We start from the raw sequence: 15454 nt of genomic DNA on the forward strand, positions 1-15454 counted from the left end.
TTACAGCGCCTTGATCTGCAGGGCCGGATCGATGCGTGCGGCGCGCAGCGCCGGCAGCAGTCCAGCAAGGACGGTGGTGGCCACCGCGGTGGCGAACGTGAGGCCAAGCATGGTCATGTCCAGCTGCACCATGTCGGCATAGGCCAGTGGTTGCTGGCGGATGCTCCACAAGCCGACCAAAGTGAACAACAGCCCCAGCACCGCACCGCCAACGCCGATCAACGCCGCCTCGATCAGGCACTGCTGGAACACCATCGTGCGGGTGGCACCGAGGGCGCGCAGCACACCGATTTCGCCGGTGCGACGCAGGAACTTGGCCAGCAGTAAACCAATCGTGTTGAACAGGCAGATCACCAGGAAGGCCAGTGCCATCCACGCCTGCAGCTTGACGTCACGCGGCACCACGCCGTTGTAGTCCATCCACTCCATCAGGCTGCGCAGGCGTGTCAGCTCGGGCTGGCTGATGCGACCCAGCTGCTGTTGCTGCTGCACATAGGCCTGCAGGTGTTGCTGGTAGGCAGCAACCTTTGCCGCAGTGTCCAGCTGCACCCATAGCTGCAGCCACACGCAATCGGTGTTTTCCAGGTAGCCGGGTTTCTCGGGCAGCTTGTTGCAGGTGAACTGGCGGAAGTTGCCGGCGTTGATCTGCAGGCCGGTGAAGAACGGCACCATTACGTCTTCGACCTGCCGGTAGTAGTCGGCGGTGTCGCCCTGCGCGAAGCGGCCACCGGCCACGGTGTAGAACAGGGGCGATGGGCGCCACGGCGCGAGCACGCCGATGATGCGCACCTCGCTGTTGCGGATGCGCAGCATCTTGCCGGTGCTGTCCTTGCCGTCGAACAGGCGCTGGTTCAACTCCGAGGAAATCACCGCCACGCGGGCGCGGCGCTGGTCGTCTTCGGCCGACCAACCGGCGCCGTAGGCCATCGGCACCTGGAACATCGGGAAGAAATCGGCGGTGGTGGACAGCAACGTGGTCATCATCGCCGGCTCTTGGCTACCGGGAGCGGATAACTTGACGGGGCTGTCCACCACCAAAGCCTTGCGATCGGCCGGACCGTCACGCCACAGGTCCGTCGCCGAGGTGTAGTCGAGCATGTCCAATGGCTCGCGCCGCGCCCGCTCGCCGCGCGTCGATGCATCCACCTGCGGGTAGTAGATATGCCCACTGCGCCCGGGCAGTGGATCGCCCGAGAGCAGGTGCTTCACCGTCAGCGTGGTCATCGACGCGCCGATGCCCATCGCAATCGACAGCACCATCAGTGCGGTCAGCACCGGGGTGCGGCGCAGGCTGCGCAGGCCTTGGCGGAGGTGGTAGGCGAACAGCGACATGCGTGGATCAGCCCTGGTTGTCGGCAACAGCGGCGATGCGGGCGGCGTGTGCCAGCACCGGCTCGCGGATCAGGTCGGTAGCCTGGCCATCGACGATGTGCACGTTGCGCTGGGCGCGTGCGGCCAATTCCGGATCATGGGTCACCATGACGATGGTGGTGCCCTGGCTGTTGATCTCTTCCAGCAGCTCCATCACGCCACGTGCCATCTGCGTATCCAGGTTGCCGGTCGGTTCGTCGGCCAGCAGCAGGCGCGGGCTGCCAGCCAGGGCGCGGGCGATAGCGGCACGCTGCTGCTGGCCGCCGGACAGTTCGGCCGGGTAGTGCTTCATGCGCGAACCCAGACCGACATCGCTCAAGGCCTTCTCGATGCGCTGCTTGCGCTCGGCCGAGGGCATGCCGCGGTAGCGCAGCGGCACATCGACGTTGTCGAACAGGTTGAGGTCGGGGATCAGGTTGAAGCCCTGGAAGATGAAGCCGATCTTCTGGTTGCGCAGGCGCGAGCGGGCGTCATCGCCGAGGTGGCTGACGTCCTGGCCATCAAGCAGGTACTGGCCGCTGGTGAAGGTTTCCAGCAGGCCGGCGATGTTGAGGAAGGTGGTCTTGCCGGAACCCGACGGGCCGGTGACCGCGACGAATTCGCCTTCGCGCACATGCAGGTCCAGCGAGCGCAGCGCATGGGTTTCGACCTGCTCGGTACGGAAGACCTTGGAGACGGATTGCATATGGAGCATGGGTATTCCTTTCAGCGACGGGGAATGTGGAAGGTGAAGCGGGAACGGAGTGCTGGGACTGCGTTTGAATGGGTGTAGCCAGGTCCGGCGATGGGGGCGGGAATTCGAGGGTGGCAGCGTGGACGGCAGGGTTCACGACAACCCGGACGCCTGCAGCTGTTTCCCATCACGATTCCCGAATCCCCCATCCAGGCCCCTATCAATTGATCGACACGCGTTCGATGTCGCCGAACAGATCCGCGCCGGAGACAACGATCTTCTCGCCCGGCTGCAGGCCGGAGACGATTTCGACTTCGCCCAGGCTGCTGACGCCGGTCTGGATCGGACGACGCACCGCGGTGCCGCCGCTGACGACATAGGCGTAGCGACCACCGGACTGCTCGACGAACGGGCCGCGCTCGACCTTGAGCACGTTGTTGCGGGTGTCCAGCAGGATGCGTGCGCTCATGCGCTGGCTCTGGCGCAGGCCCGGCGGCTGCTTGTCGGAGAAGCGCAGGCGGGCGACGACTTCGCCGTTGACCACTTCCGGCGACACTGCGGCGATCTCGCCCGGGAACGGCTGGCCGGAGCCGCTGGTGAGCTGCGCCGGCATGCCAATGGCCAGGTCACGGGCGAAGCTTTCCGGCACCTTGATTTCGATCTCGAAGCGCGACAGATCGACCACGCCCAGGATCGGTGCGTTGGCGGCCACCTGGGTGTGCTGGGTCGCCTGCACCTGGCCAACCTGGCCATCGAAGGGGGCGCGCAGGGTCAGCGCATCCACCTGACGCTTCACTTCAGCCACCACAGCTTCCTGACGATCCGCCATCAAGCGCTTGTTGCGCGCATCCAGGCTTGCCCCCTGGCTCTGCAGGCTGGCGTCCTGCTGGGCGTGCTGCAGTTCGATCTGGGCTTTCTTCAGTTCGTCCTGGGCCTTGGCCAGGTCGACCTGCGGTACCGCGCCGCCATCAAAGCCGCGCTGGTAGCGTTGCAGGTCACGCTCGGCAGCGGTACGCACCAGGCCGGCCTGGTCGGACAGCTTGGCACCGGTGGCACGGGCCAGGGTGGCATCCAGTGCGGCGCGGCTGGCTTCGGCCTCCAGACCGGCTAGGGTTGCCTGTTCCTGGGCCAGCTTGCTGCGCAGTTCCGGGCTGTCGATCACCGCCAGCTCCTGGCCCTGCTTGACCACGTCACCAGCAACCACCTTCAGGGTCACGGTGCCGGCGGAGATGGCATAGAGCACGGGGCTGTTGGCGGCGATGACGCGACCGTCGGCAGCGATGTCGCGGACCAGGTCGCCGCGCTTGACCTCGGCAATGCGCAGGCGGTCACCGTCGAAGGAGCGGCTGGCGCCCAGCCAGTTACTGACGACGTAGCCGATGCCGACCACCACCACCGCGGTGATCGCTGCAGGCCACATGTAACGTCGCCACACGGGTTGCGGGCGCTGGGTACTTACCTGGTCCTGGGCGGAGGTGTCGCGGATCATCGTCGGCTTCGCTGCTGGGTTTGTTATCCATTAAGCAGATCGCGTGCCAACTCCAAATGATTGAATTTATTTGGAAAATATTCATCGATGTGAGTGTCCGGGTGTCCGCGGACGCTCGTGCGGACAGTGTCCGCAGGCCGATGTCCCGGCATGTCCGCTGGTTGTCTGATCCAGCTGACTTAGAATGTCCGCTCGTAATTACCAATGGGTAGGCCATGTGCGGGATTGTTGGGGCGATCGCTGATCGCGATGTGGTTCCGGTACTGATTGAAGGACTCAAGCGGCTGGAATACCGCGGTTATGATTCCTCCGGCATAGCCGTGCTCGATGCCGAGCACATCCGCCGCGTGCGCCGCACTGGCCGTGTTGCTGAAATGGAAAGCGCCGCCACTGCCGAGCAGTTCCATTCGGTGCTGGGCATCGGCCATACCCGCTGGGCCACTCATGGCGGTGTCACCGAGTCCAATGCCCATCCGCATATCAGCCAGGGCGTGGCGTTGGTGCACAACGGCATCATCGAGAATCACGAGGAGCAGCGCGAGAAGCTGCTGGCGCTGGGCTATGTGTTCGAGTCGCAGACCGATACCGAAGTCATCGCCCACCTGATCCACCATCACCTCAAGGCCGATCACGACGACCTGCTCAGCGCGCTGCAGCGCACGGTCAAGGAACTGACCGGTGCTTATGCATTGGCGGTGATCAGCCAGAACGAGCCCGAGCGCATGGTGGTGGCACGCATGGGCTGTCCGCTGCTGATCGGTTTGGGCGAGGGCGAGAATTTCGTTGCCTCGGACGTGTCGGCCATCCTGCAAGCCACCCGCCGGGTGATGTTCCTGGAAGAGGGCGACACCGCCGAGCTGACCCGTCATGGCGTGCGCGTGTTCGATGCCAACAATGCGCCGGCGCAGCGCGAACAGCGCATGTCGGATGTGTCGCTGGCCTCGTTGGAACTGGGCCCGTATCGCCACTTCATGCAGAAGGAAATCCACGAGCAGCCGCGCGCGCTGGCCGACACCATCGAGGCTGCAATTGATGCCGGTGGTTTCCCCGCGACCCTGTTCGGCAAGAATGCCGAAGCGGTGTTCAAGGACATCGAAGGCGTGCAGATCCTGGCCTGTGGCACCAGCTACTACGCTGGCCTGACCGCGCGCTATTGGATCGAGGCAATTGCAGGCCTGCCATGCAGCGTGGAGATTGCCAGCGAATACCGCTACCGCGCGGCCTACGCCAACCCGAAGCACCTGATCGTCACCATCTCCCAGTCCGGCGAAACCCTGGACACGATGGAGGCGCTCAAGTACGCCAAGTCGCTGGGTCACAAGCACACGCTGTCGATCTGCAACGTGCCGGAAAGCGCGATTCCGCGCGCCAGCGAGCTCGTCTGCTATACCCGTGCCGGTGCCGAGATCGGCGTGGCGTCGACCAAGGCCTTCACCACCCAGCTGGCGGCGCTGTTCCAGTTGACCGTGGTGCTGGGCAAACTGCATGGCAAGGTCGATGCCGAGCAGGAGAGTGGTTATCTGGAGCAGCTGCGGCATCTGCCAGGCAGCGTGCAGCACGCCTTGAACCTGGAGCCGCAGATCATCGCCTGGGCCGAGCGTTTCGCTGGCAAGTCGAACGCGTTGTTCCTCGGTCGCGGCCTGCATTACCCGATCGCCTTGGAAGGCGCGCTCAAGCTCAAGGAAATCTCCTATATCCACGCCGAGGCCTACCCGGCCGGCGAGCTCAAGCACGGCCCGTTGGCACTGGTGGACGCGGAAATGCCGGTGGTGGTGATCGCGCCCAACGACAGCCTGCTGGAGAAGGTGAAATCCAATATGCAGGAAGTGCGTGCGCGTGGCGGCGAGCTGTTCGTGTTTGCCGACCAGGACAGCAACTTCAATGCTTCCGAGGGCGTACATGTAATCCGCACGCCGCGCCATGCCGGCGTGCTCAGCGCCATCGTCCACACCATCCCGGTGCAGATGCTGGCCTACCACACCGCCCTGGCGCGTGGCACCGATGTGGACAAGCCGCGCAACCTGGCCAAGAGCGTTACCGTGGAGTAACGCAGGTGTCACCGGAGCGTAACCGGGGCTGCGGATAATCATCTGCAGCAGCCCGGTCCTCTCTCCCCCGACGTTGCTCGAAGCCCGGCCCAGCGCCGGGCTTTTGCTTTGTGGGATGTCCGGGCGGCCCTTACAGACGGCGCTGATGATTTGCTTCACAGTGCCGACCGCGATGGTTCGCGGGATTGGCAGCTGCAAAGTGTGATGAGCATCATAAAAGCAATGATGATCGCGCACCGCTTTTGCCGGTTTACCCAATAGAACCAGCAGAAAAGCCGGCGCCGCCGGTGGGGATGTCATGACAGGGGGCTGTATGTGTGTTGCGAAAGGCGTGCCGCCAGGTTGGGTGGTGCGCGTTCAGTGCTGTGCGATGGCTGCTGCTCACGCGGCGGCAGGGCTGCGCGCATGAGCCGGTGCTACCACTTCATTGCTGGCCTGCCACGCTCCGGCTCAACGCTGCTGGCCGGCATCCTGCGTCAGAACCCACGCTTTCATGCAGCGATGAGCAGCCCGGTCGCCGGCCTGATCAATGGCGCGCTGGAGCAGATGGGGGCGGGCGGCGAATCGGCGGCGTTCTTCGATGAGGCCAAGCGCAAGGCCATCTGCAACGCCATCCTTGACGCCTATTACGCCGATACCTCGGCGCAGATGGTGTTCGATACCAACCGCCAGTGGACCGCACGCATGCATCAGCTCGCGGGCTTGGTGCCGGACTTCAAGGTCATCTGCTGCGTACGCAACCCGGCCTGGGTGATGGACAGCTTCGAGGCCATCCATCGCCGCAATCCGTTCGACTACAGCCGCATGTACAACCCGGCCACACGGCAGACCGTGTACAGCCGCTGTGAGCAGCTGATCAGTGCCGGTGGCGTGGTCGGCGGTGCCTGGACCGCGCTCAAGGAAGCCTATTACGGCGAGTTCTCCGAGCGGCTGCTGCTGTTGGACTACGAGCTGCTGACCCGCCACCCGGCACGCACCATGCAGTTGGTCTATCAGTTCCTGGGTGAAGCGGAATTCGCGCACGACTTCGACAATGTCGAGTACGCCGAAGAAAGCTTCGACCAGCAGCTGGGTGTGAAAGGGCTGCACGACGTGCGCCGCAAAGTCGAGTTCAAGACCCGCCGCAGCATCCTGCCGCCGGATCTTTTCAATACATACCAGGACATGGATTTCTGGCAGGACCAGACGGGCACCTCGGCCGGCATCATCGCCGCCCGGCGTTCCGAAACCCAGGCTCCGCTCATCACCAAGGCCACCCCATGAAGCACGCACTGCTCGGCGCACTCTCCACGCTGTTGCTCCCGTTCTCGGCGCAGGCCGCGGCAACATCTGCTGGTGGCTATCTGATGCGGGGCGGCTATCAGCCACGCGGTTATATGCGGCTGGATGCGGCTGCGCGCTCCACTACCAGGCCATTGGAGCTTGCCATGCCAGGTTCGGCCGGCAAGCGTCGCCAGTCTCCTGGCGGTGATGCGGGCCTGCCTGCCATCTACACCGGACAAGTTGCGCGGGAACTGGTGATCATCGATGCAGGGGTGCCGGACAAGGCCGCTTTCAGTCGTGATATCCGGCCGGGCGTTGATGTTGTTGAACTGCGCGCCGATGAATCCGGGATGGCGCAGTTGGTTGCAGTGCTTGCCCGTTATAAAAATCTGTCTGCATTGCATATCGTCTCGCATGCAGAGCAAGGCGTGCTGTTGCTGGGCAACAGCAGGGTGGACGCACAGGTCTTGAAGCGCGAGATGGAGGCCACGGATGGCATGCGTGGTGCGCTGGCTGCTGGTGCGGACCTGCTGCTGTACGGATGTGATCTTGGTGCTGGGGAGGAAGGAGCTGAATTTCTCGACATCCTGCGTGCGCAGACGGGTCTGAACGTGGCGGCGTCGGTGGACGCCACGGGTAATGTAGAGCAGGGCGGCGACTGGGAGCTGGAAGTGCAGCGCGGAGACGTCAGTGCGTCGCTGCCGTTCTCACCTCGCAGCCTTAGGGACTTTTCCGAAGTCCTCGGAACAAAGAGCTACAGCGCCACTGAGTTATGCGGGTCATGTGATTACCAAATTAGGCAATCCGGTCAATCCACTGATGGAAAGCTGACACTCACGGGTAACCCCTATCTATATTCCGATAGGCGAGCGGTCTTCGCTGGATACGCTTTCGCAGGTACTTCCACGCGCAGCATTGATATCACGGCCAATTCCACCTTGCCGGCATTCAAGCTGAAGAGCCTGGATATGTACGCCACCTGCAGTAATGTGCAGGCAGTTGGTACTCGGGTGGGAGGTCAGACGGTCACCGTGCCGCTTATGTCCTCCAATGGCGTGCAGCAGCCTGCAGCACTGGATGTTGCCCTGACCTCGGTCCGTTTGTCAGTCAGCAGTTGCACTGGAACAGGTTTTGGCATCAAAAACATTGTCATCGATGATGAGGTGACTCCAGCCCAGGTGCAATCGGTAAGTTCCACAACTGTGGACGGTACTTATGGCGTGGGGGACTCCATCAACGTACAAGTCACTTTCAATGCGCCCGTAAACGTCACGGGGTCGCCAATACTGATGCTGGAGACTGGCGCAATCGATCAGCCGGCAGCTTACGTCGGTGGCGCCAATACCAACACCCTGACTTTCAGATACACCGTGCACGCCGGCGACGTTTCAGCAGACCTGGATTATCAGTCCACGACAGCGCTCACGCTCAATGGTGGCACCATCAGCAATGCGAACGGCGATGCCGTGCTGACGCTGCCCGCTCCCGGCGCCGCCAACTCCTTGGGGGCAAACAAAAATCTGGTCATCCGCCAGAATCCGCCGATTGTGACTGATGGCAACATCAGTATCTCCGGAGGGAGCGGGACCAGTGGTGCCTACAAGATCGGCAACACCGTTACTGCGACCTGGAACAACACCGCCGGTGGTGACAACAACTCCGGAATCAACGGCGTCACCATGGATTTCAGCCAGTTTGGCGGCGGCACAGCCATAGCGGCCTCGAACAGCGGCAATACCTGGACTGCGACGTATTCCATTACGTCGGGCTCCATCGATGCAACCAACCGCAACATCAGCGTCAGCGCGACCAACGCAGCCGGCACAACCACCACAGCAGATACCACCAATGCTATCGTAGATAACATCGCGCCAACGGTGACAGACGCGCGGATCAGCATCAGCGGCGCTACTGGAACCAGCGGTGCCTACAAGATCGGCGATACGGTTACCGCCACCTGGAACAATACCGCCGGCGGTGACAACAACGCCGACACCATGGCCAGCGTCACCGTGAACTTCACCGCGTTCGGTGGTGGTGCGGCAGTCGCAGCCACCAACAGCTCGGGTACCTGGACGGCTACCTATACGATCGTTTCCGGCAGCATCGATGCCACCAACCGTAACGTCAGCGTGACTGCCACCGACAATGCGGGCAATGCGACGGTAACTTCCGACACCACCAATGCCACGGTGGACAACAATCCGCCTGCTGTCGCCAGCATCGCTGTCTCCGGCTCACCAGCGTCGACGGATACGTCGATGGCCTTCACCGTGACCTTCGATGAGGCGGTGGTGAATGTTTCCACCGACGATTTCACCCTGGTGGGTACGGGGACCGCTACCGGCACCATTACCAGCGTATCCGCATCCAGCGGTTCATCGGTCGACGTGAACATCGCCAGCATCTCTGGCAATGGAACGATCAAGGTGAATCTCAACGGATCGACCAACATCGCCGATGATGCAGGAAATTTGATTCCGTCCTACAACGGTGGCAGTACCCATGCCGTTGCAATTCCGGTCGTACCGGGAACACCGACCATAGGCACTGCGACGGCGGGCGATACGCAGGCGACGGTGACGTTCACCGCGCCGGGCAGCAATGGCGGTTCGCCAATTACGAGCTATACGGCAACTGCCAACCCCGGCGGTGCCATCGGAACCTGTATCGGGCCGGCGGCTTGTACGGCCATCGTTGGCGGGCTGACCAACGGCACTGCCTATACCTTCAGCGTGACTGCAACGAATGCCGCTGGCACGGGCAGTGCTTCCGGTGCATCAAACAGCGTCACACCGAAGGCCAACCAGATCATCACCTTCGCCCAGCCGACCAACTACAACTTTGGTGCTACGCCTACCCTGATCGCGAGCTCGAGCTATGCGATCGGTGGGGGGGCAACGGGTCTCGCGATTGGCTTCACTTCGTCAACAACAGGCGTGTGCACGGTGAGCAGTGCTGGTGCGCTGACATTCATTTCCGCAGGCACCTGCACCATCGATGCAGACCAGGCGGGTAACTCGTCGACCAACGCCGCCATCACCATCACCCGCAGTTTCTCTGTCAACGCGATCATGCCCGGCGCGCCGACCATCGGCACGGCAACTGCGGGCGACCAGCAGGCAATGGTGACCTTCACTGCACCGGCAAGCAGCGGTGGCGCGGCCATCTCGCCCAATGGCTATACCGTCACCGCAAACCCCGGAGGGATTACCGAAGTAGGTTCATCCTCGCCGATCACCGTGACCGGGCTGACCAACGGTGTCTCCTACACCTTCACGGTGACCGCGACCAATTCCACAGGTACCGGCAGCGCATCCGGGAGCAGCAACGCCGTCGTCCCAGCTTCGCCACAGACCATCACCTTCGCCAACCCGGGCTCACAGAGCTTCGGCACGACGCCGGACCTCCGCGTCGTCAATGGCGGTGCCTCGGCGACGTCCGGTCTGGGGGTGACCTTCACCTCTTCCACGACAGGTGTATGTACCGTCACCACCGATGGTGTGCTGGCATTCCGCACCGCAGGCAGCTGCACCATCCTGGCGGACCAGGCGGGCGACAGCGAGTTCCTGGCGGCAGTACAAGTCAGCCGTACCTTCACTGTCAACGCGGTCGTGGCAGGTGCACCCACTTCGTCGGTGGCCACCGCTGGCGACACCCAGGTCAGCGTCAGTTTTGTCGCGCCCAGCAACACCGGTGGCACAAGCATTACCGGGTATACGGTCACGGTCAGCCCGGCCGATGTCGCCCCGGTAAATGGCATGGGCTCACCGATCGTTGTGACTGGCTTGACCAATGGCCAGCCCTATACGTTTACCGTCACCGCCGACAACGTCGCGGGCACCGGCCCAGCGTCGAGTGCCTCCAATTCGGCCACGCCCAAGGCAGTCCAGACCATCACTTTCAACAATCCGGGGGCACAGAACTTCGGCACTACGCCAACCTTGACGGCTACTTCGGACTCCGGCCTGTCGCCGACGTTCTCTTCCGGCACGCCCGGGGTATGCACCATCACCTCTGGTGGCGCGCTGATCTTTGTGACTGCGGGTACCTGCACCATCAACGCGGATGAACCTGGCAATGGCTCCTACCTGGCCGCAACCCAGGTCACCCGGAACTTTGCCGTGATCGCTGTACGGGCGGGAGCACCGCAGAATGCAGTGGCCACTGCAGGTGACGGTGTGGCCAGTGTGGCCTTTGACGCCCCGGCCTTCACCGGCGGTGTGGACATCACCGACTTTACCGTTGTTGTCATTCCGGCCGATGTTGCACCTGTCAGTGCTACCAGCTCGCCGATTGCAGTGACCGGGCTGACCAACGGCCGATCCTATGAGTTCACCGTGTCGGCCACCAACAGTGTTGGCATCGGTCTGGCGTCCAACCCATCCAACGCCGTGACACCTACCGCAGCCCAGACCATCACATTTGCCAACCCGGGGGTGCAGAATTTCGGTACGACACCGACCTTGACCGCGACGGTGGATTCCGGCCTTGCGGCAACCTTCAGCACGGGCACCGCAAATATCTGCACCGTCAGCAGCGGCGGCGCGCTGAGCTTTGTGGCGGTGGGTACCTGCACCATCCACGCCGACCGGAATGGTGATGCCAGCCATGCAGCGGCCGCGCGGGTGAGTCAGAGCTTCAGCGTGCGGGCCGTCGTATCGGCGGCACCGGTTATCGGTACTGCCACGCTCAGTGCACCGACCGTGGCTGACGTTGGCTTTACCGCTCCGGCGTTTGATGGTGGCGCAGTGATCACCCAGTACGAGGTGATGCCGTCGCCGGGCGTAGCCGGTGGTCCGTTTGTTGGTGCCGGCTCGCCGGTGTCGGTCAGTGGTTTGGTTGCGGGCCAGAGCTATACCTTCACTGTGCTTGCACGGAACAGTGAAGGTGACAGCCAGGCATCGGCTGCCTCCAATGCGGTGCAGCCGATGACGGCACAGAGCATCACTTTCAACAACCCGGGCACGCAGAACTTTGGTACGACGCCGACCCTGAGTGCCAGCGCCAGCTCCGGCTTGGCGGTGAGCCTGTCGGTGGCCGGCACGGCTGCTGCAGTGTGCGACATCAACAACGGTGTGCTGAGTTTTGCAACCGTTGGCATCTGCACGGTGCTTGCCGATCAGGCCGGTGATGGCAGCCACGATCCGGCCGCCCAGGTAAGCCAGAGCTTCACGGTGCAGGCGGTGGCACCGGCAGCGCCGGTGATGGGTGTCGCGGCGATGACATCGGCAACCGCTGCCGGGATCAGTTTCACCGCACCTGGCTTCGATGGCGGCGCTGCGATCACGCACTATGAAGTGGTGCCGTCACCGGCCGTAGCGGGTGGTCCGTTCGTGGGCAGCAGTTCGCCGGTTGCGGTGGATGGATTGACCGCAGGGCAGAGTTACAGCTTCACCGTGCTGGCACGCAACAGCGCCGGTGACAGCCCTGCTTCGGCTGCATCCAATGCACTGCAGCCGATGGTCGCGCAGAGCATTTCCTTCAGTGTGGCGGGCAGCTACGACTTCGGCACCACGCCGATGCTCAGTGCCACGTCCAGTTCGGGCCTGCCGGTGAGCCTGACGGTGGATGCTGGCAGCGCATCGGTGTGTGCGATCAACAATGATGTGCTCAGCTTTGTATCGGTGGGCAGTTGCACCGTGCATGCCGACCAGGCGGGCGATGCCAGCCATGATCCGGCAGCACGGGTCAGCCAGAGCTTCGTGGTGCAGGCCGTAGTGCCCGCAGCACCGGTGATCGGCAGCGCGACCATGCTGTCCGAGACGAGTGCCGAGGTCAGCTTCAACGTACCGGCCTTCGATGGTGGTGCGGCTATCACCGGCTATCAGGTGCAGCCACACCCGGCTACCGTGGGCGGGGCCACCTATGTGGGAACCGGTTCACCCATACGCGTGACCGGTCTGACCAAGGGCGTGCACTATTCGTTCTCCGTGGTAGCCATCAACAGTGTCGGTACGGGCGCGCCTTCGGCGCTCTCGAACACCTTGTTCATGGTGCCGCTGCTTGAAGCCCATCCGGTCACGCAGAACGTTGCCTATGGCACCGCGGCGGAAATCACTCTTTCTGTCACCGGCACCTACCAGGCGGTCACCGTCTTTGTGGCTCCAAGCAATGGTTCAGCCAATGTCCTGGGTACCAGGTTGATCTATACGCCGACTCCGGGCTACGTCGGCCCGGACAGCTTCACCTATGAGGTGAAGGACGGCTATTCGAGCGCAACGGCGACCGTCAATGTGATGGTTGGCCCGCCCAGCTTGTCGATGGACAGCGCGGTGCCGGACGCTGTAGCCAGCTCCGTTTACCAGCACCAGCTGGTCACCCATGGTGGCATCGAGGGCTACACCTATACGGTGACGTCGGGCAGCCTGCCGGCTGGCGTGAAACTGTCGAGTGGGGGACTGCTCAGTGGCACGCCCACCCAGACCGGCAGCTTCACTTTCACCGCCAGCAGTACCGACAGCAGCTACGGTGCCGGGCCCTTCACGGTGGCACAGAGCTATACGTTGGTGGTTACCAATCCGGATCTGGAACTGGCTACCTCGGCACTGATGGTTGCGTTTGGCGGCCAGCAATACCGGACCCAACTGCGCAGCCAGGGCGGTACCGCGCCCTATAGCTACAGCATTGCTGGCGGTCAGCTGCCGGCAGGGCTGTCGTTGAGCGCGGACGGTGAAATCAGTGGCGTGCCGGAGTTGGCCGGAACGTTCGCGTTCACCGCGCAGGTGACGGACGCGAATGGCTTTGCCGATACCGCCAGCCTCAGCCTGGAGGTGGAGGCTGGGCTGCAGGTCATCCATGACATGGCAACCGATCCGGCCGAGCCGGTGTTCGCCACGGGTGCGACGTTCCTCGTATCGGCACAGGGTGGGCAGTCCGGCAACCCGCTGGTATACGGAAGTGGTTCGCCGGCGATCTGCAGCGTGGCGGGCAATGTGGTGACGATGCTGGATGCCGGCACCTGTGTGCTGACGATCGACCAGGCCGGCAACGCGCAGTACCTGGCGGCGCAGCAGGGCGTGCTGCATGTGGACATTGCGGCTGCGGCGCCGTCGCTGGCGTGGTTGGATGGCATCAACAAGGTCTATGGCGAGGCCGCCTTCGACCTGCCTGATCCCAGCAGCAACAGTGCTGGTGCCTTCAGTTTCAGCAGCAGTGATACCAGTGTGGCGACGATCACTGGTCGCAGCGTGACGCTGGTGGGTGAGGGCAGTACTACCGTCACCGCCCACCAGGCCGCGCAGGGGGGGTATACCGCGGCCAGCGTGGAGCTGACCCTGACGGTCAATGCACGGCCTGACCCGACCGCTGACGCCAGCGTGCGCGGCAACCTGCAGGCACAGGTGGATGCCAGCGTGCGCTTCAGCCGCGTGCAGCTGGGCAACATCCAGTCGCGTCTGCAGCAGGTGCGTTCGGGCAGCAATCCGTCGTCGGCAACATTGACGCTGGCTTACGCGGGCGACCTGCTCGGGCAGGCCTTGTCGGTTCCGGTGCAGTTGCCGGTCAACCAGTTCACCGGCATGCCCAGTGGTTGGGGCGGCTGGATGTCGGGCACGGCCACGTTTGGCAACAGTGGTCAGCAACAGGGCGGTGGCTTCGATTTCAACACCGACGGCATCAGCCTGGGTGTGGACCGTAGCTACGGCGACAACGGTCTGCTGGGTATGGCCGCCAGCCTTGGCCGCAACCGCAGCCGATTGGATAACTCACCCTCGCGGACGGACGCCGACCAGTACTCGCTGGCGATGTATGGCCTATGGCGTGCGGGTGAACACCTGTTTGTTGATGGTGTGCTGGCGCAGGGGCGTCTGGACTTCGACATCGCACGCTGGAGCAGCGATGCCAACGCCATTGCGGTCGGTCAGCGCGATGGCAGCCAGACCTTCGGCGCCTTGACCTTCGGCTATCAGCAGCAGCACGGTGCCACCACCCTGTCCGGCTATGGCCGCTTCGATGGCAGTCACACCCGCCTGGACGGTTACCGCGAGCATGGCTTGCAGGCGTATGACCTGGCGTATGCGCGGCAGACCGTGCGCAATAGTGGGCTGGCGCTGGGCTTTGACGGCAGCTACAGCTGGCAGGGTGAACGTCTGCAGCTGCGGCCGTTCTGGAAGTTGGAGTACCGTCAGTCCCTGTCCAATAGCGGTGACGCATGGATGAACTACGTGCAGCAGCCCAGCACGGATGGCTATCTGCTGAAGATGCAGAGCTATGCTGACAACATGCTCACCGCCGGCTTGGGCCTGGACATGCAGACCCGTAGCGGCTGGTTGATCTCGCTGTTGTTCGGTCGTGACCAGGGCAGCAACAGTGCCTCCAGCAACAGTGTTGGCCTGCGCATCACCTACGGCAAGGGCGGTGCCGGTGTTGGCAGCGCGGGCGCGATGGGTGAGGCCGGGCTTGACGATTGCCAGGGCCGGCGATGCCGACGGGGTGCAGGGGCGCAGCAGATGCCCGGGGTGCCGGTCCGGCCCTGATCGCGCCCTGATCCGATGACGACAACGCCCGGCCCCGCGCCGGGCGTTGTCGTTCCAGCCCCGGTAAGCTTGCGGTCAAGGTGATTGTTGGCTGAATGAATTGCGCACCCGGAGTACCCAAATCGCCCTTTGC

The 15454-nt window shown here is 63.2% G+C and carries 6 protein-coding genes; 3 read left to right on the forward strand and 3 right to left on the reverse strand.

Annotated elements, in window-relative coordinates; all coding sequences use genetic code 11:
- The 3 genes from ACVOMF_RS04440 to ACVOMF_RS04450 form a co-directional block, all read right to left on the reverse strand.
- Entirely contained in the window at positions 1–1326 is a 1326-nt protein-coding gene (locus tag ACVOMF_RS04440; RefSeq protein ID WP_481508208.1) for an ABC transporter permease, read from the reverse strand.
- 13 nt (positions 1327–1339) lie between these two features.
- Positions 1340–2065: an ABC transporter ATP-binding protein gene (locus ACVOMF_RS04445; RefSeq protein WP_296247631.1), complete on the reverse strand. Its 726-nt coding sequence runs from the start codon at positions 2063–2065 to the stop codon at positions 1340–1342.
- A 199-nt stretch (positions 2066–2264) separates the two neighbouring features.
- Positions 2265–3533 (reverse strand): efflux RND transporter periplasmic adaptor subunit, encoded by a 1269-nt coding sequence (locus ACVOMF_RS04450; RefSeq protein ID WP_481508184.1) that lies wholly within the window; start codon positions 3531–3533, stop codon positions 2265–2267.
- A gap of 215 nt (positions 3534–3748) precedes the next feature.
- On the opposite strand from ACVOMF_RS04450, the gene glmS reads away from it, so the two are divergent.
- The 3 genes from glmS (at position 3749) to ACVOMF_RS04465 (ending at position 15321) form a co-directional block, all read left to right on the forward strand.
- Positions 3749–5581, forward strand: coding sequence for a glutamine--fructose-6-phosphate transaminase (isomerizing) (gene glmS / locus ACVOMF_RS04455; protein ID WP_481508185.1), 1833 nt, complete (start codon positions 3749–3751; stop codon positions 5579–5581).
- A gap of 405 nt (positions 5582–5986) precedes the next feature.
- Positions 5987–6844: a sulfotransferase gene (locus tag ACVOMF_RS04460; protein ID WP_481508186.1), complete on the forward strand. Its 858-nt coding sequence runs from the start codon at positions 5987–5989 to the stop codon at positions 6842–6844.
- Complete coding sequence (locus ACVOMF_RS04465) at positions 6841–15321, forward strand: fibronectin type III domain-containing protein (protein ID WP_481508187.1); 8481 nt, start codon at positions 6841–6843, stop codon at positions 15319–15321. Before ACVOMF_RS04460 ends, ACVOMF_RS04465 begins: the two co-directional genes overlap by 4 nt.
- The last annotated feature ends 133 nt before the right edge of the window (positions 15322–15454 follow it).

Source organism: Stenotrophomonas sp. STEN022 (assembly GCF_056760155.1).

Bases quoted from the DNA above. Each gene is read 5' to 3' on its own strand.
- ACVOMF_RS04445 (WP_296247631.1), bottom strand. From the start codon at position 2,065: ATGCTCCATATGCAATCCGTCTCCAAGGTCTTCCGTACCGAGCAGGTC.
- ACVOMF_RS04450 (WP_481508184.1), bottom strand. From the start codon at position 3,533: ATGATCCGCGACACCTCCGCCCAGGACCAGGTAAGTACCCAGCGCCCG.
- glmS (WP_481508185.1), top strand. From the start codon at position 3,749: ATGTGCGGGATTGTTGGGGCGATCGCTGATCGCGATGTGGTTCCGGTA.
- ACVOMF_RS04460 (WP_481508186.1), top strand. From the start codon at position 5,987: ATGAGCCGGTGCTACCACTTCATTGCTGGCCTGCCACGCTCCGGCTCA.
- ACVOMF_RS04465 (WP_481508187.1), top strand. From the start codon at position 6,841: ATGAAGCACGCACTGCTCGGCGCACTCTCCACGCTGTTGCTCCCGTTC.